Annotated in this window: 24 protein-coding genes; 8 read left to right on the top strand and 16 right to left on the bottom strand. The window is 56.7% G+C overall.

The annotated features are described in order from the left end of the window. Nucleotides 1–168 precede the first annotated feature (168 nt). Together AC2FH0_RS09635 and AC2FH0_RS09630 are read right to left on the bottom strand one after the other, a co-directional pair. Nucleotides 169–1,707, bottom strand: coding sequence for an aldehyde dehydrogenase (NADP(+)) (locus tag AC2FH0_RS09635; RefSeq protein WP_496789200.1), 1,539 nt, complete (start codon nt 1,705–1,707; stop codon nt 169–171). Between the two features lie 9 nt (nt 1,708–1,716). After that, complete coding sequence (locus AC2FH0_RS09630) at nt 1,717–2,679, bottom strand: dihydrodipicolinate synthase family protein (protein ID WP_496710567.1); 963 nt, start codon at nt 2,677–2,679, stop codon at nt 1,717–1,719. 258 nt (nt 2,680–2,937) lie between these two features. Between AC2FH0_RS09630 and AC2FH0_RS09625 the strand changes: the two genes are divergently transcribed. The 8 genes from AC2FH0_RS09625 to AC2FH0_RS09590 all read left to right on the top strand — a co-directional run bounded on the left by AC2FH0_RS09625 (nt 2,938) and on the right by AC2FH0_RS09590 (nt 11,753). Next, nucleotides 2,938–3,639 carry a GntR family transcriptional regulator gene (locus AC2FH0_RS09625; protein ID WP_496789198.1) on the top strand — a complete coding sequence of 234 codons (702 nt, stop codon included), beginning with the start codon at nt 2,938–2,940 and terminating at the stop codon, nt 3,637–3,639. Nucleotides 3,640–3,798: 159 nt separating this feature from the next. After that, entirely contained in the window at nt 3,799–4,404 is a 606-nt protein-coding gene (locus tag AC2FH0_RS09620; RefSeq protein ID WP_281973159.1) for a helix-turn-helix domain-containing protein, read from the top strand. A gap of 133 nt (nt 4,405–4,537) precedes the next feature. Continuing rightward, nucleotides 4,538–6,121: an ABC transporter substrate-binding protein gene (locus AC2FH0_RS09615; protein WP_271950020.1), complete on the top strand. Its 1,584-nt coding sequence runs from the start codon at nt 4,538–4,540 to the stop codon at nt 6,119–6,121. A 57-nt stretch (nt 6,122–6,178) separates the two neighbouring features. Beyond that, complete coding sequence (locus AC2FH0_RS09610; protein ID WP_142637818.1) at nt 6,179–7,120, top strand: ABC transporter permease; 942 nt, start codon at nt 6,179–6,181, stop codon at nt 7,118–7,120. Further along, nucleotides 7,117–7,974, top strand: coding sequence for an ABC transporter permease (locus AC2FH0_RS09605; RefSeq protein ID WP_271950018.1), 858 nt, complete (start codon nt 7,117–7,119; stop codon nt 7,972–7,974). The genes AC2FH0_RS09610 and AC2FH0_RS09605 overlap by 4 nt, the downstream gene beginning before the upstream one ends. A gap of 2 nt (nt 7,975–7,976) precedes the next feature. Next, nucleotides 7,977–8,969, top strand: coding sequence for an ABC transporter ATP-binding protein (locus AC2FH0_RS09600; RefSeq protein ID WP_496694011.1), 993 nt, complete (start codon nt 7,977–7,979; stop codon nt 8,967–8,969). Then, nucleotides 8,966–9,961 (top strand): ABC transporter ATP-binding protein, encoded by a 996-nt coding sequence (locus AC2FH0_RS09595; protein ID WP_496692993.1) that lies wholly within the window; start codon nt 8,966–8,968, stop codon nt 9,959–9,961. Before AC2FH0_RS09600 ends, AC2FH0_RS09595 begins: the two co-directional genes overlap by 4 nt. Then, nucleotides 9,954–11,753, top strand: a complete 1,800-nt coding sequence (locus AC2FH0_RS09590; RefSeq protein WP_496789197.1) for an aminopeptidase P family protein — start codon at nt 9,954–9,956, stop codon at nt 11,751–11,753. Before AC2FH0_RS09595 ends, AC2FH0_RS09590 begins: the two co-directional genes overlap by 8 nt. 15 nt (nt 11,754–11,768) lie before the next feature. Here the strand turns inward: AC2FH0_RS09590 and AC2FH0_RS09585 are convergent, their stop codons facing one another. From AC2FH0_RS09585 to AC2FH0_RS09520, 14 genes are all read right to left on the bottom strand, one after another. Then, nucleotides 11,769–12,131 carry a hypothetical protein gene (locus AC2FH0_RS09585; protein WP_496789195.1) on the bottom strand — a complete coding sequence of 121 codons (363 nt, stop codon included), beginning with the start codon at nt 12,129–12,131 and terminating at the stop codon, nt 11,769–11,771. 459 nt (nt 12,132–12,590) lie between these two features. Further along, nucleotides 12,591–12,986, bottom strand: coding sequence for a RidA family protein (locus tag AC2FH0_RS09580; protein ID WP_142637805.1), 396 nt, complete (start codon nt 12,984–12,986; stop codon nt 12,591–12,593). Next, on the bottom strand, nt 12,983–13,390 hold the full coding sequence (locus AC2FH0_RS09575) for an acyl-CoA thioesterase (RefSeq protein WP_142637803.1): 408 nt from the start codon (nt 13,388–13,390) through the stop codon (nt 12,983–12,985). Before AC2FH0_RS09575 ends, AC2FH0_RS09580 begins: the two co-directional genes overlap by 4 nt. Further along, the gene (locus AC2FH0_RS09570) at nt 13,390–14,076 is read right to left on the bottom strand and encodes an ABC transporter ATP-binding protein (RefSeq protein WP_496702295.1); all 687 of its coding nucleotides are present in this window, start codon (nt 14,074–14,076) and stop codon (nt 13,390–13,392) included. Before AC2FH0_RS09570 ends, AC2FH0_RS09575 begins: the two co-directional genes overlap by 1 nt. Beyond that, complete coding sequence (locus AC2FH0_RS09565) at nt 14,073–14,822, bottom strand: ABC transporter ATP-binding protein (protein WP_282027717.1); 750 nt, start codon at nt 14,820–14,822, stop codon at nt 14,073–14,075. The genes AC2FH0_RS09570 and AC2FH0_RS09565 overlap by 4 nt, the downstream gene beginning before the upstream one ends. Then, nucleotides 14,815–15,795 (bottom strand): branched-chain amino acid ABC transporter permease, encoded by a 981-nt coding sequence (locus AC2FH0_RS09560; RefSeq protein ID WP_496789287.1) that lies wholly within the window; start codon nt 15,793–15,795, stop codon nt 14,815–14,817. Before AC2FH0_RS09560 ends, AC2FH0_RS09565 begins: the two co-directional genes overlap by 8 nt. Nucleotides 15,796–15,797: 2 nt before the next feature. Continuing rightward, nucleotides 15,798–16,718, bottom strand: coding sequence for a branched-chain amino acid ABC transporter permease (locus AC2FH0_RS09555; protein ID WP_496789193.1), 921 nt, complete (start codon nt 16,716–16,718; stop codon nt 15,798–15,800). Nucleotides 16,719–16,769: 51 nt separating this feature from the next. Next, nucleotides 16,770–17,900 carry an ABC transporter substrate-binding protein gene (locus AC2FH0_RS09550; RefSeq protein WP_271950002.1) on the bottom strand — a complete coding sequence of 377 codons (1,131 nt, stop codon included), beginning with the start codon at nt 17,898–17,900 and terminating at the stop codon, nt 16,770–16,772. Nucleotides 17,901–18,026: 126 nt separating this feature from the next. Continuing rightward, complete coding sequence (locus AC2FH0_RS09545; protein WP_496708886.1) at nt 18,027–19,637, bottom strand: AMP-binding protein; 1,611 nt, start codon at nt 19,635–19,637, stop codon at nt 18,027–18,029. Next, on the bottom strand, nt 19,637–20,788 hold the full coding sequence (locus tag AC2FH0_RS09540; RefSeq protein WP_496789192.1) for an acyl-CoA dehydrogenase family protein: 1,152 nt from the start codon (nt 20,786–20,788) through the stop codon (nt 19,637–19,639). The genes AC2FH0_RS09545 and AC2FH0_RS09540 overlap by 1 nt, the downstream gene beginning before the upstream one ends. Further along, on the bottom strand, nt 20,788–21,588 hold the full coding sequence (locus AC2FH0_RS09535; protein WP_271949998.1) for an enoyl-CoA hydratase family protein: 801 nt from the start codon (nt 21,586–21,588) through the stop codon (nt 20,788–20,790). Before AC2FH0_RS09535 ends, AC2FH0_RS09540 begins: the two co-directional genes overlap by 1 nt. Beyond that, complete coding sequence (locus tag AC2FH0_RS09530) at nt 21,578–22,045, bottom strand: MarR family winged helix-turn-helix transcriptional regulator (protein WP_142637787.1); 468 nt, start codon at nt 22,043–22,045, stop codon at nt 21,578–21,580. Before AC2FH0_RS09530 ends, AC2FH0_RS09535 begins: the two co-directional genes overlap by 11 nt. Next, nucleotides 22,042–22,773 carry an SDR family NAD(P)-dependent oxidoreductase gene (locus AC2FH0_RS09525; protein ID WP_496789191.1) on the bottom strand — a complete coding sequence of 244 codons (732 nt, stop codon included), beginning with the start codon at nt 22,771–22,773 and terminating at the stop codon, nt 22,042–22,044. The genes AC2FH0_RS09530 and AC2FH0_RS09525 overlap by 4 nt, the downstream gene beginning before the upstream one ends. Further along, nucleotides 22,770–25,064, bottom strand: a complete 2,295-nt coding sequence (locus tag AC2FH0_RS09520) for a bifunctional salicylyl-CoA 5-hydroxylase/oxidoreductase (RefSeq protein ID WP_496702303.1) — start codon at nt 25,062–25,064, stop codon at nt 22,770–22,772. The genes AC2FH0_RS09525 and AC2FH0_RS09520 overlap by 4 nt, the downstream gene beginning before the upstream one ends. Between the last annotated feature and the right edge of the window lie 157 nt (nt 25,065–25,221).

Here is a 25,221-nt window from a genome sequence, read left to right as displayed (position 1 = left end):
TTTTGCACGTCGAATGACGCGGAATTTCCGGTGATCTGCTTCTATGGCAGAGTGTTGCGGATGATACGGAACAGCCGATCTTGGTGTCCCTGCCCGGCCCCGTTCACCGGGGCCAAAGCCTTTGATATGACCGAGGAAATTTCCAGCCTCAGCCCTGTGGTTCACCGCTTATTGCGTCGAGCCTTCCAGATCTTCGGGGCTGAGTGCGGCGGGCATGTTCTGATATGCTACGGGTCGCAGCCAACGGCGGATGGCCATTGTGCCGACGCTTGTTGCGCCGAAATTCGTGCTGGCAGGATAAGGCCCCCCGTGGACCATGGACCCCACCACCTCGACCCCGGTTGGGAAGCCGTTGAACAGCAACCGCCCGGCCTTGCGCTCCAGGATCGGGAAGAGTTGCTGCGCCAGCGCGGTGTCGCTGTCATCCATCTGGATCGTGGCCGTAAGTTGCCCGTCCAGCTGGGCTGACAAGGCAACCATCTCTTTTTCCGAGCCGACGCGCACAATCAGCGATGCGGGCCCAAACACTTCTTCGCTGAGGCTGGGATCAGCCAGAAACGCTTCGGCATCGGTTTCGAAGAGCGCCGGTTCAGCTGAACGGCCTGCCGTGGAACCTTGATGGATCGTGCGCACAGCGGGATGTTCGGCCAAATGCGATTGGCCGGATCGAAATGCCTCGGCAATCCCATCGGTCAGCATGGTCTGTGACGGCACTGTACTCAGGGCACTCGCTGCAGCATCGATAAATTGGTCAGCATCATCGCCTGTGATCATCACGGCAACGCCCGGATTGGTGCAAAACTGCCCTGCCCCCATGGTCATCGACCCCGCCCAGGCTTTGCCGATCTCTTCACCTCTGGCGACCATAGCGTTTGGAAGAACAAACATCGGATTGACCGAGCCCAATTCACCAAAGAACGGGATCGGGTCTGGGCGGCTTGCGCAGAGGTCAAACAGCGCCCTGCCTCCGGCCAGCCCACCGGTAAAGCCCACGGCACGGATTGCCGGATGCTTTACCAATGCTTCTCCGATGCTGCGGTCCCCACCTTGCACCAATGAGAATACGCCGTCGGGCATACCGGTCGCCCTGGCCGCCGCGTGGATGGCATCAGCGACGATTTCGCCGGTGCCCGGATGGGCGGGGTGGCCTTTGACCACGACCGGGCAACCTGCGGCCAGTGCCGATGCGGTGTCACCTCCGGCAACCGAAAATGCCAAGGGGAAGTTCGAGGCGCCAAAAACAGCCACCGGGCCAACCGGGCGCTGCATCATCTTGATGTCAGGACGTGGGGCGGGTTGGCGATCCGGCATCGCCAGATCATGGCGGCGCTCTAGATACGCACCATCCTGGACGAATTCGGCAAACATGCGCAACTGACCAACCGTGCGTCCCCGCTCGCCTTGAAGACGCATCTCGGGCAGACCGGTTTCTGCACTGCCAATGCTGGTGATGGCCTCGGCACGGGCCTCGACCTCATCCGCGATAGCATTCAGGAATCTGGCTCGATCCCCTCGGCTGCGATTGGCGTAATCTCCAAAGGCGGCCTCGGCCAGGGTACAGGCCTGATCAACCAACTCAGGCGTTCCCGCAGCAAAGTTGCTCCCCTCACCCGAGACGGGGCTGGAGGCAAAGCTTTCATCAGCTCCAACCCACTGACCGCCAATCAAGTGCTGACCGCGAAAAACATATCCATTATTCAACGACATACCCAATCCTCACGCTGCATTTTGCGCCGAAGAACCGGCCTGACTGCTCCAGTTCTCGTACCAGGTACGGAACAGTCTGAACTGTTGTTCAACATAGCCGCGCTGGCTGTCAGTAAGGGCATCTGTTTCGTTGAAATGATGCGTGTATTCGGGATGACCCGTCATAACCATTAAGTGTTTGTAGTAGAGCACAAGATCGGTGCCTTCGTCGAAGGACGACAAAACGCCCAAAGCCGCCTCAAGCTCCAACGCCCGGGCACGCGCGTTGGCATTGCCCTTGGCCGCCGCCTGACACAAATCCACCAGATGCAGAATCTCATGGGGCAGCACATTCCCGATCCCAGTGATGGCGCCGGTTGCGCCACAATTCACGATCCCGTGGAACACCGCGGTATCCACGCCGACCATCAGGGAAACACTGTCATCACCGCTGGTGATGTTTTCGGACGCATAGCGCAGATCTTCGGCGCCGCCGAATTCCTTGTAACCGATCAGGTTCGGGTGGTCCTTGCGCAGATCAAAGAACAGATCCGCACGGGTGGTAAATCCGTAATAAGGGCTGTTGTAGATCACTGCGGGAAGATCCGGTGCCGCGGCCAGAATGCCTTTGAAGTGGTGCCGCTGCGCAGTCATGGACGCGCCGCGTGACAGTACACGTGGAATGACCATCAATCCGCTGGCGCCCACTTTCTGCGCGTGTGCGGCATGCTGGATTGCCAAGGCCGAATTGATCGCGCCTGTTCCCACGATCACCGGGATACCAGCCCCGACCAACGCCTCGACGCCCTGCATACGCTGCGCATCTGTCAAAAGGGGCCAATCACCCATCGAGCCACAATAGACAACCGCGGACATGCCCGTCTCGATCAGCTCAAGACCTTTACGCACAAGCGCCTCAAAGTCAGGACTGCGATCCGCGCGACAGGGCGTCATCAGGGCCGGGATGCATCCGGAAAAGACATTCGGGTTCACGATTTGGGTCTCCGTATTTTTTTGCCGGGCCGGTGGATTGCCCCACCGGGTTAGGGATTCGTGTAATCTTGCCGTCAGTCTACTTTAAATATTTTATTTGTCGACAAATTTTCGACAAGAAGGAATAAGGCCCTAAAATACGTGAAAAACAACTGGTTTTTGGCTGGGATTAACACTCGACTTAGCACCGGTACGTGTGGCAAAATTGATATGCGAACGCAGATGGACCGCGATCCAGCGGCTAAGGAATGCTCTGACATGGAAAAACGAAAGCCGGTCGAAGCCGGCCGCAAACGTGGATCAGGCGTTCAGTTCGTCTATGAAACCCTGCGGGACGAAATCATCGACCTCGCCCTTGCGCCCGGCAGCGCCATAGACGAGGCCAAGCTGAGCGAGCGGTTCTCGATGTCGCGCACCCCGATCCGCGAAGCCCTTGTCAGGCTGACATCGGAAGGGTTGGTGGCGACACTGCCGAACCGCGCGAGCATCGTGGCGCCCATAGACTTTTTGAATCTTCACACATTCTTTGATGCGATGACCCTGATGTATCGCGTTACAACCCGGCTGGCCGCCGAATACCGAACGGACCAGGATCTGTGCGACATTCGCATGCGGCAGCAGGAATTTTCGGATGCAGCTGTCAAAAATGACGTTCTGACCATGATCGCAAAAAATGCAGAGCTTCATAATGCAATCGCCAAAGCAGGGCGCAACCCATATTACGAAAGCCTGACGCGCAGACTGCTGAACGAAGGGCAACGGATCATGCGGCCCTATTATTCGTCCTTTGGGGATCGGTTACCGGATCGGTATTCCCTGGAACACGACGACATAATCGCAGCTATAGCGGCCCAGGACATCACCGAGGCCGACCGATTGGCGAGCGCCCATGCGGAACAAATCGTACAGAACATCCGCGACATGATCTCGGCGGATCGGCGTCACGCTATCAAACTCTGATTCTGTTTCGCTAGATACTAAGCCGTTGGAAAAATTGAGGGGTTTGAAGGCTTATATCCAGATCTTCCCAAATAAATTTACCTCTGCTAAAAAAAATTTTGATATTTCCTCTGCGATCCGGTTGAATGCGCGGCAACCCACGATTCCGGGAGACAGGGAATGAACGCAGCAAACGCGCGCGACAAATCAAAGCCGAAGGGCACGCCGACCGAGCTTGGGCAGGCAATTCGCAGGCGGCGCAAGGCGATGGGCCTGACTTTGGACAAGGTCGCACAGACCTCTGATCTGACAACGGGCTTTCTGTCTCAGGTCGAGCGCGGCCTGAGCTCACCCTCGCTGACCTCGCTGATGGCGATTGCCGCGGCACTTCAAACCAGCATCGAAAAGCTGCTCAGCGTACCCGAGGTGTTCAGCGAATATGTGGCAAAGGACAACCGCCAGACATATTCCCTGGGTATGCGGGGCAGGTTTTATGAGAAGCTGGGCCCTGGTTTTACCGGTGCATTGTTCAACCCACAGATCGTTCATCGCCCCCCGGGGCACGTTTCCGAAAAGATGCGGCATGAGGGCGAGGCGTTTTGCTATCTGATCTCGGGACGGCTTGAATATCACCTTGGTGACAAGGTTTTCATTATGTCGCCAGGTGACGTCGTTCACCACGACACATCTACCCGTCATTTCTCAGTCGTATTGGGGGACGTAGAAGCCGTAGAGCTTTGGGTAACAACCTCTCCGATCAATGATTCCGGCTTTGTGGCAAGTTAAATTGACCAACCGAACAGAGGTCAGCCTAAATACATTTGGCCATTTTTCACCCACCACTAAAAAAAGCTTTAGTATTGTTAAGAATCGGATATGGTCGCCCCGAGCATGAATTCATTCTGCGGGAGGACTGATTATGAAATTGAAGACGGTTTTGGGACTAACCGTTGCCGCCACCCTGGCCATGCCTGCTTTGGCACAGGAAAGAGGCGGCACACTCAACTTTGCACGCTATGACGGGTCGCGCCTGATTGATCCGATCTATGCGGATCGCAACCCTGATATCTGGATGGTCGGCAGCCTGTTCGACACCCTGCTGCGGAGCAGTGCCGACGGCAATTCCGTCGAACCCGGCCTTGCTGAGACCTATACAGTCTCTGACGATGGTAAAACGGTTTCGCTGACCCTGCGCGAGGGGATCAAATTCGCAAACGGTACGCCCATGTCAGGTGACGATGTAGTCTTTTCCCTCGACCGAGCGCGCAATCCCGACCTGAGCCCCTGGGCTGGCTTGCTGGGTTCGATCGACGCGGTTACCGCAGATGGAAACGCGATCACGGTTGCCCTTGGCAGCCCGGATCCAACCATCCTGTCCATGCTGGCCACATTCAACACGGCAATCGTGTCCAAAGCGGCCTTTGAGGCCGCAGAAGGTGCAACAGATCAGGAAAAATCCGCTGCGATATTTGCCGCCACAGCCGCCGGAGTAGGCTCTGGCCCCTTCTATCTGTGTGGCTTTGAACAAGGTGCATCGATGGATTTCTGCGCCAATGAAAACTATTGGCGCATGGGCGCAGACGGCAAAGCTCTGCCCTATCTGGATGCCGTACATTTTGAGATCATCCCGGATGACGCTACCCGCATCCTGAGTTTGCAGGCCGGAGAAGTTGATGCCGCAGAATTCATCCCGTTCAGCCGTGTGGCCGAGCTGGAGCAGGATTCTAACATCAACATGAACCTCTATCCGTCCACGCGGATCATCTATTCGCCAATCAATACGCGCGATAACCGAGCCGATGGTTCTGCCAACCCACTGGCCGACGCCCGCGTCCGGCAGGCGCTGAACTATGGCACCAACAAAGAAGCGTTGATCGGGCTGGTACTGCATGGCGCGGGTCAACCGATGAGCTCGCCGTTGATGGCCAAGGCTACCCAATATGCCGCCGACATGACCCCGCTCTATGGCTATGACGTGGACAAGGCCAAGGCATTGTTGGCCGAGGCCGGGTTTGCCGATGGAACCGAAATCACCTTTACCACGCTGGCAGGTTCTGCGGACGATGCGACCATCTTTGCGGCGCTTCAGCAGATGTGGGCTCCTCTGGGCGTCGATCTTGTGGTCGAGCAAGTGGACGGCGCAACACGCGGCGCAAAGAACCGATCAGGTGAGTTTGACATTCACACCTATGGCTGGGTCAACGATGTAAATGATCCCAGTCAGGTGGTGGGCTGGCTGGGCCACACACCCACGGCCAAGGCAGTAGGAACCGGCTGGGAAAACGCCGAGTTTAACACCCTGTTCGACGAAGCCGCCGGTGAAATGGACGCCGAGGCGCGCAAAGCGAAATTCGCCCGAATGCAAGAGCTCTATGCCGAAGCAGCCCCCCTGCTGTTCATGTATGAGACCCCCTTTGCCGTTGCAGTTGGCTCGGCTGTCGAAGGCTATGTCCAGACCCCTCTGGGCAACAATATCTTCGATCAAGCAACCGTCAGCCGCTAAGGTAAGACCCCTGGTCCCGCCGCTTTCAGGCGGCGGGACAAATTTGCGGAGCTCGCTTTGTCCAGCCTGTCCTATATCTTCAAACGACTCCTGATGATGATCCCGACCTTTTTCCTGGTCATGATTATTATTTTTCTTCTTGTTCGATTGCTACCGGGGGACCCTGCCATTGCGATGGCCGGTGATCGTGCCTCGGACGCCGACATCCAGGCCATCCGTGAACGGCTTGGGTTGACCGAACCTATGCTGGTGCAATTCTGGCTGTTCCTTACCAATACCGTGCAGGGCGATCTGGGTCGGTCTATCCTGATGCGCTCGGATGTGATCAATGTGATTTCTGACCGTCTTCCTATCACTGTCTTCCTGACCGTGTATTCGGTGGTTTTGTCGCTGCTGATTGCCGGTCCGCTGGCCTTTGTTGCTGCGCTCAACCGGGGGCGCTGGCCTGATGCGGTGATCCGCACCGTTTTTCAGATCGGGCTGTCGATGCCGGTGTTCTATATTGGCCTCGTTCTGTTGACCTTTCTGGCAGCACAGCTGCGCCTGTTTCCGGTCGGAGGATATGGCGACACCTTTACCGAGCGGCTCTATCACCTGTTCCTGCCTTCAGTGACCGTAGCGCTTTACACCTCGGCCATCATCATGCGGAACCTGCGCAGCGCGATTATCGAGGTTCTGGACGCCGAATATGTTCAGTTCGCGCGTGCCAAAGGCCTGCCGCCTCGTTTGGTTCTGGGTCGCCACGTCCTGCGCAATGCGCTGATTTCCACGGTAACCCTGCTGGGCCTGTCCATCGGCAATCTGATGAGCGGGACATTGGTCACCGAAACCGTATTCGCCGTGCCCGGAATGGGGCGCCTGATGCTCGAGGCTATCTTTGCCCGCGACTACCCCCTGATTCAGGGGCTGACCCTGACATTTGCTGTTCTGGTTTCCGTGGTTTTCCTGATGACCGACCTGTTTCAGAGTCGCCTTGACCCAAGGATGCGCCTGCAATGAGTGACGCGACCTTCAACAGCACCTCGCAGCGCCCCACCTTCATGCAGCGGGCCTTGCGCAAGCCTGGGTTTGTGGCCGGGTGCATCATCATCGGGTTTTCGGTGCTGCTTGCCCTGTTTCCCGGCGTATTCGCGCCCTATGACCCAAGCGCAATCGACTATCAGGCCCTGCGCCAACCACCATCATGGGCACATCCGTTCGGCACAGATCTGTTAGGGCGCGACAGCCTATCCCGCGTCATCTGGGCCTATCAGGTCAACATGCAGATGGCAATTTTCGGGACTGTATTCGCGTTGGTCACCGGTATAACGGTTGGCGCGCTGGTCGGGTATTATCGCGGCATCGCGGACATGATCTTTGGCCGCATCGTTGACGCTGTAATAACCTTTCCTTTCCTGGTTCTTGTCATTGCCGTGGTTGCGGTTCTAGGGCCGGGCCTGATCAACATGTATATCGCGATTTCAGTTGTTTACTGGGTCTATTATGCGCGCCTGATGCGGGCCGAGGTGATCGCTCAAATGGGGAATGACTATGCCTCGGCCGGGGTGGTCATGGGCTATTCTGACCGGCGCATCATCTTTCGCCACCTGCTGCCAAACGCGATAACGCCGGTTATCGTCTATTGGATGACCGACATGGCGCTGGTGATCCTGCTGGGGTCATCCCTGGGCTATCTTGGTTTGGGGGCGCAACCACCGCAGGCCGAATGGGGCGTGCTGATCGCCGAAGGGCGCAACTTTATCTCGACCGCCTGGTGGCTGAGCCTGATGCCTGGCATCGCCATCGTTCTGACCGGCCTTGGCTTTTCGCTTTTGGGCGATGGGCTTGCCGATCTGCTGAGACCGCGGGGATAGCGATGCAGGATCAAACGAAACTTCTAGAAGTTACCGGGCTAAGCACAACCTTTCACAAGAACGGTCGCGCGCTGCCTGCGCTGCGCGATGTCAGTTTCGGCGTGAACCGGGGTGAAGTTTTGGGGCTGGTCGGCGAAAGCGGGTCGGGCAAGAGCGTCACGTTGCGCTCGATCATGGGGCTGGCGCGCCGCTATGGCGACGTGACCGGCCAGGTGCGCTGGAATGGAAGTGATCTGATATCCATGTCAGACAGGGCTCTTCGTCGGTTTCAGGGTCGCGAAATCGCGATGATTTTTCAGGAACCGATGACCTCGCTGAATCCACTGCTGACAGTCGGACTGCAACTGGAAGAGACCCTGCGCGCCCATACCGACCTGCCCCGCGCCGCGCGCTTGGATCGGGCAATCGAAATGCTGGACCTTGTCGGCATCCCCTCGGCAGCGCAACGCTTGAAGGATTATCCTCACCAATTTTCCGGCGGAATGCGCCAGCGGGTCATGATCGCAATAGCGCTTGCCGCAGAACCCAAACTGTTGCTGGCGGATGAACCCACCACAGCACTGGACGTGACCATACAGGCGCAGATCCTCGATCTGATCCTGCGACTGGCGCAGGATATGGATATGGGGGTTGTGCTGGTCACCCATGATCTTGGCGTGGTTGCCCAGACTTGCGACAACGTGGCCGTTATGTATGCGGGGCGGATCGTCGAACAAGGGCCGGTCCGCGATGTGCTGCGGGCACCGCATCACCCCTACACTGTGGGTCTGATGCGGTCTGTGCCCGAAAACATCGCTCCTCGCACGCCGCTATATTCTATTCCCGGAGTGCCGCCAGCACTGGATGCCCTGCCTGCTGGATGCGCGTTTGCACTGCGCTGTGCCGCCTGCATAGACGCCTGCACGCAAGAGCGCCCAGCGATGACCCTGATCACCGATCATAGACAGGTCGCCTGTTTCAACCCGATAACCAAAACCCAAGGGAACGCCGCATGACCGCCCTGATGCAAATCCGTGACCTGCATCTGCGGTTCCCAATGGGCCGTAGCATCGGCGATGTCATTTCGCGGCGTCCTGGTCGCGAAGTACGGGCGCTGAATGGTGTCAGCCTAGATTTGACCCGCGGCGAAACTTTGGGCGTCGTCGGAGAGTCCGGGTGTGGAAAGTCCACACTAGCCCGGTGTATCGTGCGCCTTCATAAGCCCAGCGACGGTTCAATCCACTTTGAAGGTCAGGACATATTCGACGGCGAAATCAAAGCTGACCGCACCTATAACCGCCGGGTTCAGATGATGTTCCAGGACCCCTATTCATCGCTCAATCCCCGGATGACGACAGGGCAAATTCTGGCCGAAGCCCTGAGCGTTCACAACATGCGCCCAGAAGCAGAAATTCCCGACCGTGTGGCCGAGTTGCTTGATCTGGTCCGCCTTCCGAAGGACGCGCAAGACAAGCTGCCGCACGAATTCTCCGGAGGTCAGCGTCAGCGGATCGCCATTGCGCGCGCATTGGCGGTCGAACCCGAAGTTCTGATTGCGGACGAACTGGTCTCGGCACTAGATGTTTCGGTTCAGGCGCAGGTGGTAAACCTGTTGCTGGACCTGCAGCGGGAACTTGATCTGACAATCCTGTTTGTGGCCCATGACCTGCGGCTTGTCCGTCATGTTTCAAACCGGGTCGCGGTAATCTACCTTGGGCGGATCGTTGAAATCGGCGACAGCGAAACCTTGTTTTCCGCCCCCTCCCACCCTTACAGCCAAGCTCTGCTTTCAGCCGCGCCTTCGCTGAACCCCGACAACCGGGGCACCGTCAAGCGGCTTGAGGGAGAGCTGCCTTCACCGCTGAACATGCCCTCAGGGTGCCCATTCCATGTCCGGTGCCCTCACGCCAGCAACATATGCAAAGCCAAAGTGCCTGCCCTGCTGCCTTTTGAAAATCGTGGCGAGGTCGCCTGTCACCATGTTGAAGAGATAAATGCCGATGCTTGATGCCCCCGGAACCGACCGATCCGCGATTGTTTCGGCCTTGCGCGCAGAGCTTAAAGCACAAGGTCTGGATGCCTTTATCGTGCCCCGCTACGACGCACATCAGGGCGAATATGTTGCCCCTCATGATGAACGCCTCGCCTTTGTAACTGGCTTCAGCGGCTCGGCAGGCATGGCCATCGTCACACCCGAAACTGTCGCTTTATTTGTCGATGGCCGCTATGTGGTGCAGGCTGCAAACCAGTGTGCCGAGGCTGTTTTCTCGCACCATCATCTGTTTAACGAGCCGCCCGAATACTGGCTGGCCGCCGTTGCACAGAAAGGATGGAAAATCGGCTTTGACTCTATGCACCTACCGCCGGTCTGGTTTGACCGATTTGAGCGCGGGCTGGAAGGCAGCGGTGCCGCGATGGTAGCGACAGCTTCAAATCCGGTCGATGCAATCTGGACCGACCAACCCGCTGCCCCCCAAGGACAGATCGAGCCATTTCCACTTCAGTTTTCGGGCCGGGCGGCGGGTGAAAAGATCTCGGATCTGGCCACTGAGCTAACACGCCGAGAGGCCGGCTTGCTGGTGGAAACTCAGCCCGACAACATCGCCTGGCTGCTTAATGTGCGTGGCTCAGACGTGGCTTTCAACCCTGTTCCCAACTCTTTCCTTCTGTTGCAAAGCTCGGGCCAAGTGCACTGGTTCGTGTCTGATCAAAAACTGGATGCCGATGTCACTGACCACATGCCGGAAAATGTTTCGGTTCAGGCGCCGGATGGTTTTCTGTCTACACTCAGTGATCTCACAGCGCCCGGCCAGGCTGTGATTTTCGACCCCGATTTTTCGCCGACGGCGGTCAAACAAGTGCTGGAGCGTATCGGAGCGAAGGGCGTGCCGGTCAACGGATTGTTAAGCAAAACCAAAGCCCGCAAGAATACAACGGAACTGGAAGGGTTGCGCGCTTGCCATATCCGGGACGGGATCGCCTGGACCGAATTCTGCGCCTGGCTAGCGGCTCAGGTACAGAAACAGGCTGATCCGGTGACCGAGCGTGAAGCAGAACAGCGGGTATTGGCCTTCCGCCGCGCTCAGAATGGGTTCATCCACGAAAGCTTCAACACAATCTCGGCCGCCGATGGCAATGCCGCGATGTGCCATTACGCGACCGAGGCCGACAATACCGTTCCGATCCAACCGCGGGGCACATACCTGCTGGATTCCGGGGGGCAGTACGACACCGGCACAACGGATGCCACGCGCAGCTTTTCGTTCGGGCCCCAGCGGCCTGATGGATATGACCGGGCCTATACCGCAGTGTTCAAGGCCTTTCACGCTCTGGCCACGCTGCGCTTTCCTGCAGGCACACAGGGCCATCACATTGATGCAATCTGTCGCCGCCCGCTGTGGGATCTGGGATTGGATTATGACCACGGCACGGGTCATGGAATTGGCCACCGGTTGTCCGTCCATGAACATCCGCAGCGCATTGGCAAACCTTATAACCCGGTCGACCTGATGCCTGGCATGGTTATGTCGATCGAGCCGGGATATTACGAGGCCGGCAAGTTCGGCATTCGCATCGAAAACCTGTTCGAAATTGTCGAGGCAGATGACGGATTTCTGGAGTTCTCGAACATGACCTGGATCCCGATCCAGACGGATATGTTGATGCCAGATATGCTGAACCAGTCAGAAATTGACTGGATCAATGACTATCATGCCAAGGTTCTCAGACAGGTCGGGCCGCATCTTTCGCCTCTGGCCCTTAGATGGGCCCAGACGGCCTGTGCAACGCTGACCAAATAAACCTGAGTTTTGCCATCAGACCACCGTTCGAGGCGTCTTTCCGGCAAATACAGGCTGGACCCGGGCACCCTGATATTCGCCTGCGTTATCCAACCAGTCCAGAAACAGGCGCGTGTTTCCAACGATGTAAGGGACAAAGCCGAAATCCGGTCGATTACCGGCCAGCTTTTGAACCAATGAACCCGTTTGCAACACGAAGATCGCGCCCCCTACCACAACGGCGGCGCTGATTGTGGGCGAGGCTGCGATCTCATGGCTTTGGGTTCCGGCCACCCAAAGAGCAAATGCCAGACGCGTCATCGCCACCGTATCCGTGACGCGGCGCAAGCCAGGCAGGAAATAGGTGGATAGAGCCGTCGCGCATACAATGACAGCCATATAGATCAGGCCGATAACAACCGGGACGGGCAATCCGAAACGCGTTGCCTCTATATGTGAGTAAAGAGTGAAACCTGAGGCAAAAGCCAGAGCCGCAATCAGCGACAACCGCCGTCTTTCGAGACTTAGATGCCTTGTGACTCTATTCACTGCGTCGACCCTCATGTTTTGTTGAGGATCTGTTTGAAATATGAATTTGTGATTGATCTGACGAAATAGCGGCGGAAGTTTGTCTTTGTCTCCCTTCACCATTCAATCGGTCGCCCAAATGACTTGGTTACGCCCTGCACGTTGGCCTTTTAACTCTGGTACGAGTAAAAAACCCAGCGCGGTTCAGGCCGCTGCAACCCGCTTCGGCGGCCCTGTGATTTCAGAAAAGAGGTTTGGCAGAATTCTCACCTCCTATGGTGAAAATCGCTCATATTCATTCCGCTGGGCCGGTTTCAATGTCGCTTGCCTTCAGGATAAATGTGCTGTCGCTTCAATTTCCAACAAGGCCTCGTCTTCGACCAAACCCGCCACGATGATCATTGACATCGCAGGAAAATGCCTGCCGAAAACCTCACGATAGGCGGCCCCAACTTCGGCTTGCAGAGACAGATATTCGCGTTTGTCAGTTACGAACCAGGTCAGGCGGGTCACATCGCGGGCCGAGCCACCAGCGGCCTCGACAATATCAACGATATTCTGCAGCGCCTGTTTCATCTGTCCGATGAACCCGCCGCTGACAAATTTCTTGTTCGCGTCCCATCCTATTTGCCCGCCGATATGTAACGTTCCATCTTTGGTCAAAACGCCATTGGCATATCCTTTGGCAGGCAACCAGCCATCGGGGTGAATTGTCTTGTGGCTCATAGCGCGTCGTCCCTGAATGCCTCGAGTTTTTTACGGATGTCTGCGGGCCAGGCCGTTGGACCGCCCTTTGAATCTACATGAACAAGCGTTGCTACGCTTGTCAGTCGCTCCTCTTGCGCACAACTGGCCACGACCGAGTATTCGGCTGAACTGCGTCCGATCTTTGTGATCTTCATCCGGAATATCAAATGGTCACCGTGACGGCTGGGCGCTGAAAATCGGGTTTGTATCTGTGCGGTAGGCACTGCGCCAACAGGATGAATCTCTTCAAACGGTTTGCATAGCACCTGATCGAAATAGGTCTCAACGCAATCATTGATCATCTCGAAATAGCGCGGGAAAAAGACAATCCCCGCCGGGTCGCAATGTTTGAACAGAACCTTTTGGTGGAATTCAAAAGTCATCAGACCCCCACATATTTTTCTGTGATGTCATGACCGAGATCCACCATCGCGCCAGACCAGACTGTTTTACCGCGCTCAAGAATGACCGCGCGGTCAGACACCAGCGCCAACTCTTTCAGAGACTTGTCGATCAACAGGATCGAAACATTGGTTTCCTGTTTCAGGCGATGCAAGACCGACCAGATTTCCTGCCGCACGATCGGAGCCAGCCCTTCGGTTGCTTCATCGAGGATCAAGAGCTGGGGATTTGTCATCAGGGCGCGCCCGATAGCCAGCATCTGTTGTTCTCCGCCGGATAGTGAGGCAGCCCCTTGGCCCTGACGTTCCTCTAACCGTGGGAACAGTTCAGCCACCTTCTGCAATGTCCAGTCACCGGGTCTGGCAGCGGCGATCAGATTCTCGCGCACCGTCAGGTCGGCAAAGCACCGGCGCCCCTCGGGTACCAGCCCGACACCAAGACGCGCGACCTTATAGCTGGGCAAAGCGTGCAGATTCTGATTGTTCAGCGACAGAGTGCCCTCGGACCGGATCATCCGGCAAATGGCTTTGACAGTCGTGGTCTTGCCCATCCCATTGCGCCCCATAAGGGCTGTAACCTCGCCCTGCGCCAGAGAAAGATCGACCCCAAATAACGCCTGACTGACACCGTATGTCGCGGTCAGGTTTTCTACCCGCAACAAAGTCATGCCTCATCCCCCAGATAGGCATCGCGCACCTCACGGCTTGCGCGGATTTCATCTGCCGTCCCGGTTGCGATCACCTTGCCATAGACCAATACGCTGATCCGGTCAGCCAGCGCAAAAACGGCGTCCATATCATGTTCGACAAGCAGTATGGGCGCCTCTTCCCGCAGACCGTCAAGAAACCCGGTCAACCGTTTGGACCCTCCAGCGCCAAGCCCGGCCATCGGTTCATCCATGACAAAGACCCTAGGTGACAAAGTCAAAGCCACGGCGACTTCAAGCTGGCGGCGTTGACCATGGCTGAGATTTGCGCAACGCGTTTCGCGTTCATCGCCCAGGCCCACCCTTTCCAGCGCAGCCTCGGCCCTTTCGAGCAGCTCTGGCCGTTTCAAGGCAGGTTTCCAGAACCGCCATACGAGGTTTTCCGCACCCATGGCGCTCAACACGACGTTTTCCAGAACCGTATCTTCCATGCACAGTTCCGATATCTGGAACGTCCGCCCCATCCCTGCCCTTGCCCGCTTTTGCGTGCCAAGGTCCGACACATCCTGTCCGCACAGCAAAACACGCCCCGAATCCGGTTGCAAACCTCCGCAGATCTGCTGGATCAACGTGGATTTTCCCGCTCCATTCGGACCAATGATGGCGTGGATCTCTCCTGGCCTGAGATCAATCGAGACGTTATCCGTAGCCTTTAACGCGCCAAAGCTTTTGTTCAGACTCTCGGTGGCAAGGACCGGATCAGACATGTGCCCCCTCTTTCCCGGTTAGCAGCCCAATCAGGCCACCGCGACCAAACAGAACGATGCACAGCAGAACAACACCCAAATATACATGCCAGAAATCGGTTAGTTCGCCCAGAAAATGCTCGAGCGCGACAAACACGCAAGCCCCAATTACCGGACCCATCAGGCGTCCGACACCTCCGATGATTATCAGCACAATCAATTCGCCCGAAAGCTGCCAACTGAACATAGACGGCGAAACGAACCGGTTGAGATCGGCAAACAGCGCCCCGGCCAGACCAGTGACAGCGCCGGACAGAACAAAGGCCAGAAGTTTCAGCCGCATGGGGTTCAATCCCACGGTCTCGACCCGCGCCGTAGATTGCCGCGTCGCATTAAGAGCCAGCCCGAATGGCGCGGCTTGCATCCGCGCAAACAGGAACAGGACGAGACATAGCAGCGCGAAACAGATGCCGTAAAACTGGATCGGATCCAATGTGTTGAGGCCGGGAAAACCGTTGCGAACATAGATGGATAATCCGTCTTCGCCCCCGTATTGCGCCCAAGAAATCGCGAAGTAGTAAAACATCTGTCCGAAGGCCAGCGTAATCATGATGAAATAAACGCCTGACGTTCTTAGGGACAGAAGACCGACGAAAAAGGCAGCAATGCCCGAAGTAAGCATCGCAACTATCCAGATCACGGGCATGGATTTACTGCCTTCGATAGAAATCAAGCCCAGATCCAGTGCCGTGTAGGTCTGCGCGTGATAGGTCAGAATGCCCATCGCATAGCCGCCGATCCCGAAGAAAACAGCATGGCCAAAGCTGACCAACCCCCCAATTCCCAGGATGACATTCAGACCAACCGCTGCAAGCGCCAAGATCACCGCCCGCGTCACAAGCGTGATTGTGAAGGGCTGGTCCGCGGCCAGCGCCCAAAGGGGCAGCGCCAGCAGGCCGGCGATCATCAGGCCATTGATGTATCTTTCATTCATTCTCATGCGCGGGCTCCGAACAGACCTGTTGGGCGCCAGATCAGGACCAATCCCATCAGGACATAGATTCCCATTGATGCCAGAGCCGAGCCGCTTTTCTGAGCGGCTCCCGGCTCCATGAACAGTTTGAACAGCTCGGGCAGGAAAACCCCGCCCAGCGTGTCGGTTAGCCCAACCAACAGCGCCCCGATGAACGCCCCTCGAACCGAGCCTATGCCACCGATTACGATAACCACGAAGGCCAGGATCAGAACAGGTTCACCCATGCCCACCTGTACCGACTGAATTGCCCCAACCAAAGCACCGGCAAGCCCCGCCAGCCCCGCCCCTAGTGCAAATACCAACGTATAAAGTTTCGAGATGTCGACGCCCAGTGCGGCAATCATTTCCCGGTCGTTCTTACCGGCCCGTATCTGCACACCCAAACGCGTGCGTTCGATCAGGGCCCACAAACCTACTGCAACAGCAAGACCAATCCCGATCAGGGTTAGGCGATAGAGGGGATATTCGATCCCGCCCAGCAGCGTGATCGGACCCGAAAGTGCCGCTGGAATATCCAGGAACAATGGGAAAGACCCAAAGACCCACCTTGTCCCTTCGGAAAAGATCAGGATCAGTGCAAAGGTGGCCAGAACCTGATCCAAATGTGGTGCCTGATAAAGCCGCCGGATAACGAGCATTTCTACGATCACCCCTGCCAGTGCGGCCGCAGCCAGAGCAGCAATCAGAGCAAGCAGAAATGACCCGGTCGCCCCTGCAACTGCTGCAGCGGCAAATGCACCCACCATGTACAAAGAGCCATGGGCCAGGTTGATCAGGCCCATCACCCCGAAGATCAGCGTCAGGCCAGCAGCCATCAAAAACAACATGACGCCGAACTGCAGCCCGTTCAGGATCTGCTCGATAATCAGGATCGAGGACATGGAAACTCCGGTGATCTGCCCGCCCACTTTTAGGGGCAGGCAGAAATTCAGTTACATTTTGCACTCGGCCGCGTAGGCATCAGAGTGGTTTTCAAGAGCTACGCCAAGGATCTTATTGGTAAATACATCACCTTCTTTGATCACTTCGCGCGCATAGATGGTCTGAACCGGATGATGGTTCGGGCCAAAGCTGAAATCCCCTCGTGTGCTGTTGAAATCCGCCGCCCTCAGCGCTTCGCGGAAGGCATCCGCATCTGACGGGTCAGCCTTGTCAAGCGCGGCAAGCAACAGGTTAGCGGTATCGAATCCCTGACTGGCGTAAAGCGAGGGCAGACGTCCGTATTCTGCCTGAAAGCTTTCAACAAAGGCAGCGTTGGTCGGGTTGTCGATATCCTTATTCCACTGCGAAGTGTTCACCACGCCCAGCGCCGCATCGCCTACCGCCTGCAGAATGCCCTGATCAAAGCTGAAGGCTGGGCCAACAACTGGAAGATCGATCCCGCTGTCGGCATATTGCTTCAGAAACGAAATCCCCATCCCGCCGGGCAGGAAGAAAAAGACGCTATCCGCATCGCTTGCGCGGATTTGCGCGATTTCAGCTGCATAATCAGTCTGGCCAAGCTCGGTATAGATCTCACCGGCCAGATCACCTTCGAAAAAGCGTTTATAGCCTGTCAGCGCGTCGACACCCGCCGGGTAATTCGGAGCAAGTATGAAGCTGCTCTTGTAACCCGCACCATTGGCGTATGCGCCCGCGGCCTCGTGCAGGTTGTCGTTCTGCCAGGCAACGTTGAAATAGTTCTGGTGACAGCCCTTCCCCGCTAGAGGTGACGGGCCCGCATTGGGTGACAGATAGAAAACGTCCTGGTTCACGGCGGCTGGCACAACCGCCATCGCCAGGTTTGACCAGATGATACCGGTCATCACATCTACACGTTCGGATTGGATCATCTTGTCTGACAGCTGTACCGCGATATCCGGTTTGCGCTGGTCGTCTTCGATCACCACCTCGATATCATCCCGCCCCGATTGAGCAATCGCAAGCATGAACCCATCCCGTACGTCGATGCCCAAACCGGCCCCGCCGCCTGAAAGCGTTGTGATCATCCCCACCTTAACTTCCGCTGTAACACCCGTCGCGCACAGCGCGGTGATCGCTGCAGCCGCCAATAGTCTCTTCATCGTCTTCTCCCTTCGTTGGCCCTATGAACGCGATTTATGTCATTATTCTCAACGTTCGGTCTATGCCTTTGGCAATTCGGTCTTTTTCTTACATTCTTTCTGCCCGCTATATTCTACATACATTGATCATGATTTCAGGCGGAAACGCTGGATTTTTCCGGTCGCGGTTTTGGGCAAACCATCGCAGAACCGGATCGAGCGCGGGTATTTATACGGGGCAATCATAGATTTCACATGAGCCTGAAGGGCTTCGCGCATAGCGTCATCAGCCGTACCTGAAGCCAGAACAACATGTGCTTGGACAATATGACCCCTCTCAGCATCTGGGACGCCGATCACCGCGCATTCCGCAACGGCTTCATGCGCCAGAAGTGCGGCTTCGACTTCGGGTCCGGCTATGTTGTATCCGGCCGAGATAATCATGTCGTCATTGCGCGCAGAAAAATGAAAATACCCCTCTGCGTCCCGATAAAAGCTGTCACCAGTGATATTCCACCCATCTGTCACATAACCCGCCTGCCGCTTATCATTCAGATACCGGCACCCTGTCGGACCACGAACAGCCAGGCGTCCGATATCCCCAACTGCAGCTTCAGTTCCGTCTGGGTTTAGTACTTTGGCCTCATATCCGGTAACCGGCCTGCCGGTACTGGCTGGGCGGTGATCGTCAAACCGGTTTGAAATAAAGATGTGCAACATCTCGGTCGCGCCGATCCCGTCGAGCATTGGTTTGCCTGTCTTGGAAATCCACTCGTCATAGATTGGCTGCGGTAAGGTCTCGCCCGCCGACACAGCCGCACGCAGACTAGACAGATCTACACCGTCATCCATCGCCTGCAGCATGACCCGATAGGCGGTTGGCGCAGTGAAACAGACAGTCGCTTTGTATTTTTCGATTATCTCGATCATGCCCGCAGGCGAGGCTTGTTCTAACAGGGTTGCAGTCGCGCCGAACCGCAACGGAAACACCGCCAGACCACCCAACCCGAATGTGAAGGCCAAAGGTGGAGAACCAACAAAAACGTCCTCCGGAACGACCTGCAACACCTCACGCGCATAGCTGTCGGCAATGATCAGAATATCTCTGTGAAAATGCATGGTGGCCTTGGGCTCACCTGTCGAGCCGGAGGTGAAACCCAACAAGGCCACGTCGTCGCGCCCGGTTTTAACGCAATCGAACTGTACCGGTTTTTCAAGTGCTAGACGATCAAGCTCGGCATCGTGGTTTGAAGTTCCGTCGAACCCGACAACCCGCTGCAGGAACCGGCTATCACTGGCGCAGGACTGCATTTCGTCGATCAGCCGGGTATCACATAATGCAAACTGGATTTCCGCCTTATCGACAGTTTTCATCAGTTCTGCAGCGCGCAACATCGGCATAGTATTGACGACAACCGCTCCCACCTTGGTTGCGGCAAGCCAGCACGCAACCATTGCCGGATTGTTAGCCGATCGGATCAGCACCCGGTTTCCCGGCTCGACCCCCAAGTCATCGACCAATACATGTGCCAGCCTGTTGGTCCAGTCGCTGAGCTCTTTATATGTTCGTTGCCGACCATTGCCGATCAAAGCGGTATGATCACCAAAGCCCTTGGCAACCATGGCATCGGTCAGCTCATATGCTGCATTCACATGATCGGAATATGCAAAACCCGCCAACAGGAAGTCGGGCCACTGATCCTGGGGGGGCAGGTTATCGCGGCTGAACGTGTCGGTATGTGCAGACGGTCCAAGCATCACCTTCCCTCCATGTGCGCGGCCATCGTCTGACGTGCAATAATTACTTTTTGAACGTCCGAGGCGCCCTCGTAGATGCGCAAGGCACGGATTTCTCGGTACAGAGATTCTACCGCCATCCCAGAACGCACCCCGTCGCCACCAAACAACTGAACCGCCTTGTCGATAATCAACTGCGCCTGATCGGTAGCAAACAGCTTGGCCATCGCCGCCTCACGTGTAATGCGCGCCGCTCCGCTGTCCTTGGCCCACGCTGCCCGATAGATCAAAAGCGCCGAAGCATCGACATCTAATGCCATCTCGGCGATGTGCCCCTGCACCATCTGCAATTCAAACAACGGGGCGCCTTGCACCTGCCGTTCCGATACCCGTGTCAGCGCCTCATCCAGCGCGCGTCGTGCAAATCCCAGCGCAGCGGCGGCCACCGTCGGGCGGAACAGGTCCAGCACAGACATTGCAATACGAAATCCTGCGCCAGCTTGACCGATCATCGCGCTAGCCGGCACACGCACATCATTGAAACGCAATGTCGCCAATGGGTGTGGCGCGATTGTGTCCAGGCGCCCGACAACTTCGAAACCCTTCAGATCAGGAGTGATGATAAAACCTGACAACCCTTTGGCCCCGGGTGCCTCGCCAGTACGGGCGAACAGGGTGTAGACATCTGCGATACCCCCGTTCGATATCCATGTCTTTTCACCGTTCAGGACAAAGTCGTTGCCATCACGGATAGCCGTCATTGTCGAATTTGCCACATCCGACCCCGATTGAGGTTCAGTCAATGCAAAGGCCGCGATAGCCTGACCAGAGCGCGTTTGCGGCAGCCAATGCGCCTTTTGGCCTTTTGAGCCGAACAACGAGATCGCACCGGTTCCAAGCCCCTGCATTGCAAAGGCGAAATCGGCCAACCCATCATGGCGGGCAAGTGTTTCACGGCTGAGGCACAGCGTCCTGACATCCAAATGGCCGCTTTCGTCCGAAGTAGGCTGCAGCAGCCCGGCGTCGCCCAGCTGGCGGACCAGATCGCGACAAGCCTGGTCCGGGTCGCCATGGTCAATAGTCAGTCCCCGAGCGACGTCTTGCACCCGATCCGCCCAGCCCCGGTGATGAGGGTCAAAGAATGGCCACGAAAGAAAGCTCTGATCTGCCATCAATCGCCCTCGAATACTGGTTTGTCTTTTGCAACAAAGGCCTTGTAGGCGCGTTCAAAATCTCCGGTTTGCATACAGATCGCCTGGGCCTGCGCCTCTGCTTCGATTGCCTGTTCGATCGACATAGACCACTCCTGCGCCAGCATGGTCTTGGTCATCATATGCGCAAAATTGGGGCCTGCCACGATACGGTCAGCCAGAGACTGCGCGGTAGCGTCAAGCTCGGATGGATCAACCACCGCATTGTAGAACCCCCAGGAAAGCCCCTCATCAGCGGTCATGCTGCGTCCGGTATAGAGCAGTTCGGCCGTACGCCCCTGCCCGATGATACGGGGCAGGATGGCGCAGGCCCCCATATCGCACCCTGCCAGCCCCACCCGCGTGAACAGGAATGCACATTTGGCCTGCGGGGTGGCGATACGCAAATCCGCAGCCATAGCGATGATGGCCCCGGCCCCCACGCAAATACCGTCCACCGCAGCAATCACCGGCTTGCCACAATTCACAATCGCCTTGACGAGATCTCCGGTCATTCGCGTGAAGAGCAACAGGTCTTTCATCTTCATGCGCGTTAGCGGACCGATGATATCGTGCACATCGCCGCCCGAGCTGAAATTGCCACCATTTGAGGCGAACACCACTGCATCTACCTCTTCTGAATAGACCAGATCCCTGAACCAATCGCGCAGTTCGGCATAGCTGTCGAAGGTCAAAGGGTTCTTACGCTCTGGTCGGTTCAGTGCAATCGTTGCAACCCGGTTCCGGATTTCGCAGCGAAAATGTTTGACGTCACTGGCCATCGATTTCCTCCGAAATAGTGAGTTCGGTTGTCAGAGTGCGGGCGTCCTCGGCGGAAAACTGGCCAAGCATATCGGATATCCACGCCTCATGCGCCGCGGCCTGACGTGCGAATTCCTCGCATCCTTTTTGTGTCATGCGTACGCGATGGGCACGACGATCCCCAGGCACAGGTACGCGCACTAGCAGGCCGTCATCAGCCAGCCGATCCACGATTCCGGTCACATTCCCGTTCGAAACGCGCAGCGCGCCCGAGATTTCGCTCATCTTCAGCCCATCTTCGAACCGCGACAGGGCTGCCATCACGTCGAAACGTGGCAGTGTCGTGTCGAACTCTACCCTGAGGTTCTCTCTTAGCGCCGCCTCGATGCCACGCGTGGTCTTGAGCAGCCGCAGCCATAACCGCAACCTCTCTTTGGATGGATCTTCCAATGGTGCTTGAAGCGGGTTTGGGTTCATATCTCGCCTCCGGACAGGCTAAGCGCGTGGCCATTGACTGAATTTGCCGCATCCGAGCACAACCACCGCACGGCACCTGCTACGTCTTCGACCTGGATGAAACGACCCTGTGGGTTTATCTTTTTCAGGCTTTTCACCGCATTTTCTGAGCTCATTCCTGTCTTCTCGACGATGTTCGCAATCGAGCGATCCAACATCGGCGTTTCCACAAACCCCGGGCAAACCGCATTGACAGTGATGCCCGTCGCCGCAAGTTCGACCGCCAGAGACCGCGTCAGCCCAACCACCGCATGTTTTGTCGCACAATAGCCGGAAACATAAGGATAGCCCTTCAATCCGGCGGTGGACGCGATGGCAATCAGACGGCCCGTTCCAGCGGCTTGCATGTCAGGCAAAACCGCCTGCCATAGATTGAAAACACCCACCAGATTCACATCCGTCAGGGTCCGCAGATCATCGGCTGTCATCCGATGAAACGGAAGCGAATGGGCCGCGCCGGCATTCGCAATCGCTATTGAAATTGGGCCGCGTTCTGCCCGTGCTGTTTCAATAGCAGCTAGGACCTGCTTGTCATCGGTCACATCACAAAGGACATACGGCAAAGCTTGCTGCTGCAGCTTGGCCTCTGTACGGCCCAAAATGGTAACGACTGCTCCGCCATTCGCGAAATCTTGGGCTATAGCCGCACCAACGCCGGTGCCGCCGCCGGTTATGACGACATGTTTCATACTTCACCCGCCGTTTCCGCCATGCGATCTGCCAGGCGCCAAGCCTGATCCCGCCCGGCTTCATAGGGGCGGGGCCAAGTTTCCTGCCGGTCCCCCAACGCCGTAGCCGCGTGCAAGGTCCAGTACGGATCGTCCAGATGAGGCCGGGCAAGGCACACCAGATCCGCACGACCGGCCATGAGAATCGAATTTACGTGATCGGCTTCATAGATGTTCCCCACCGCCATAGTACTGATGCCGCATTCGTTTCTAATGCGGTCCGCGAAAGGGGTCTGGAACATACGGCCGTAAACCGGGTTGGCATCGGTCGAAGTCTGCCCGGCGGAAACATCGACTATATCTGCACCCGCCGCATCGAACATCGCCGCTATATCCACAGCTTGTTGCGGCGTCACACCAGTAGGTCCGACCCAGTCATTGGCAGAAATGCGCACCGCCATCGGCTTATCTTTGGGCCAGATCGACCGCATAGCTGAAAAAACTTCAAGCGGATAACGCATACGGTTTTCAAGACTACCCCCATACATGTCGTCGCGCGTGTTCGACAAAGGAGAGATAAAGGACGAGATGAGGTAGCCATGCGCCGCATGCAGTTCGATCATGTCAAACCCAGCACGATCTGCCATCCGGGTTGCGGTCACAAATTGGGACGTGACCCTATCCATATCTGCACGATCCATCGCGCTGGGCACAGCGTTACCGTCGGACCAAGGGATCGCCGAAGCTGATATCAAAGGCCAGTTTCCTTCCTTCAGCGGCTGGTCCATTCCTTCCCACCCGATGCAGGTTGAACCTTTGCGGCCCGAATGGCCGATTTGACAGCATATTTTGGCGTCGGTTTCCGCATGGACAAATTCGGTGAGTCGAGCCCATGCGGCCTCGTGTTCGGGCTCATAAAGCCCCGGGCATCCTGGAGTGATCCGGCCTTCGGCGCTGACACAGGTCATTTCGGTGTATACCAGCCCGGCGCCACCTTTGGCCCTTTCACCGTAATGGATCAGGTGCCAGTCAACCGGGCACCCATCAACCGCCTTGTACTGTGCCATGGGTGACACCACGATCCGGTTCTTCAACTGCATCCCCCGCAGGCGAAATGGCGCAAACATCGGGGGCCGGGCCGGACCATCAACCGCGCCCCCAGACTGTTGCATGAACCATGCCTCGGCATGCCCCAGCCAGTTGGCATCGCGTTGGCGCAGGTTCTCGTGGCTGATCCGCTGAGACCGTGTCAGCATCGCGTAATTCAACTGAACCGAATCCTGATCGAGGTAACGTTCGACATTCTCGAACCATTCGACCGAGTTCCGCGCTGCCGATTGCAGGCGCAACACTTCAAGACGACGCTCGTCCTCATACCGCGCGAAAGCCGCTTCAAGCGTATCTTCTTTATGGAGGAAGTCAGCCAGCGCTATAGCGCTTTCCAGTGCCAGCTTTGTTCCCGAGCCAATGGAAAAATGTGCAGTCGCTGCGGCATCTCCCAGCAATACCAGGTTTTTGTAACTCCATTTTTCGCACAAGACCCTAGGAAACCGCAGCCAGGCCGAGCCGCGGATATGACTGGCATTGCTCATCAAGGGATGGCCGCCCAAATGATCTTTGAAAATGTCTTCGCACAAAGCGATGGACTCTTGCTTGGTCATCTCACCAAACCCAAAAGCATCGAAGGTCTGTTGCGAGCATTCCACGATGAAAGTCGCCGTATCCCGGTCGAACTGATAGGCATGTGCCCAGACCCAGCCCTTTGGCGTTTCCTCAAAAATAAAGGTGAAGGCGTCGTCAAACTTCTGATGCGTACCCAGCCAGACGAACTGACACCGTCGTTGGTCTATATCGGGTCGAAAAACATCTGCGAACTCGGCCCGTGATTTGGAGTTCAGCCCGTCCGAAGCCACAACGACGTCGAAGTTCATCATATAGTCCGAGGCTGATGCCGCCTCGGTCTCAAAGCGCATCTCGACACCAAGCTCGCGCGCTCGGTCTTGCAAAATGAGCAGCAGTTGCTTGCGTCCGATCCCGCAAAATCCGTGGCCGCTGGACACGGTGCGCTGACCTTTATGCACAAGTGCTACGTCATCCCAATAGGCAAAGTGTTTACGTATCACCGCCGCGCTGGCTGCGTCATTGGCTGCAAGATTATCCAGCGTCTCATCTGACAACACGACGCCCCAGCCAAAGGTGTCATCCGGGCGGTTTCGCTCGATAACAACCACTTCGGCATCCGGATCGCGGAGCTTCATTGAAATCCCGAAATAGAGGCCAGCCGGCCCGCCGCCGAGACATGCAACACGCATCGTTACCTTCCCCCCATTCGCAGCTTTACCTGAAACGCTAGACCAGGTGGCGCATCCCTTCAAGTAAAAATATTTTATACTTGAAGTTTCTACATTCTGAATATCCAACCACAAAATCGCGACGGGTTGGTATTTTCCTGAGCCTAGCCCGCACCGG

The organism is Ruegeria sp. CDSC051, assembly GCF_059610665.1.
The sequence above is the reverse complement of the archived record's forward strand: the minus strand, read 5'-3'. Positions and strand labels throughout refer to the sequence as shown.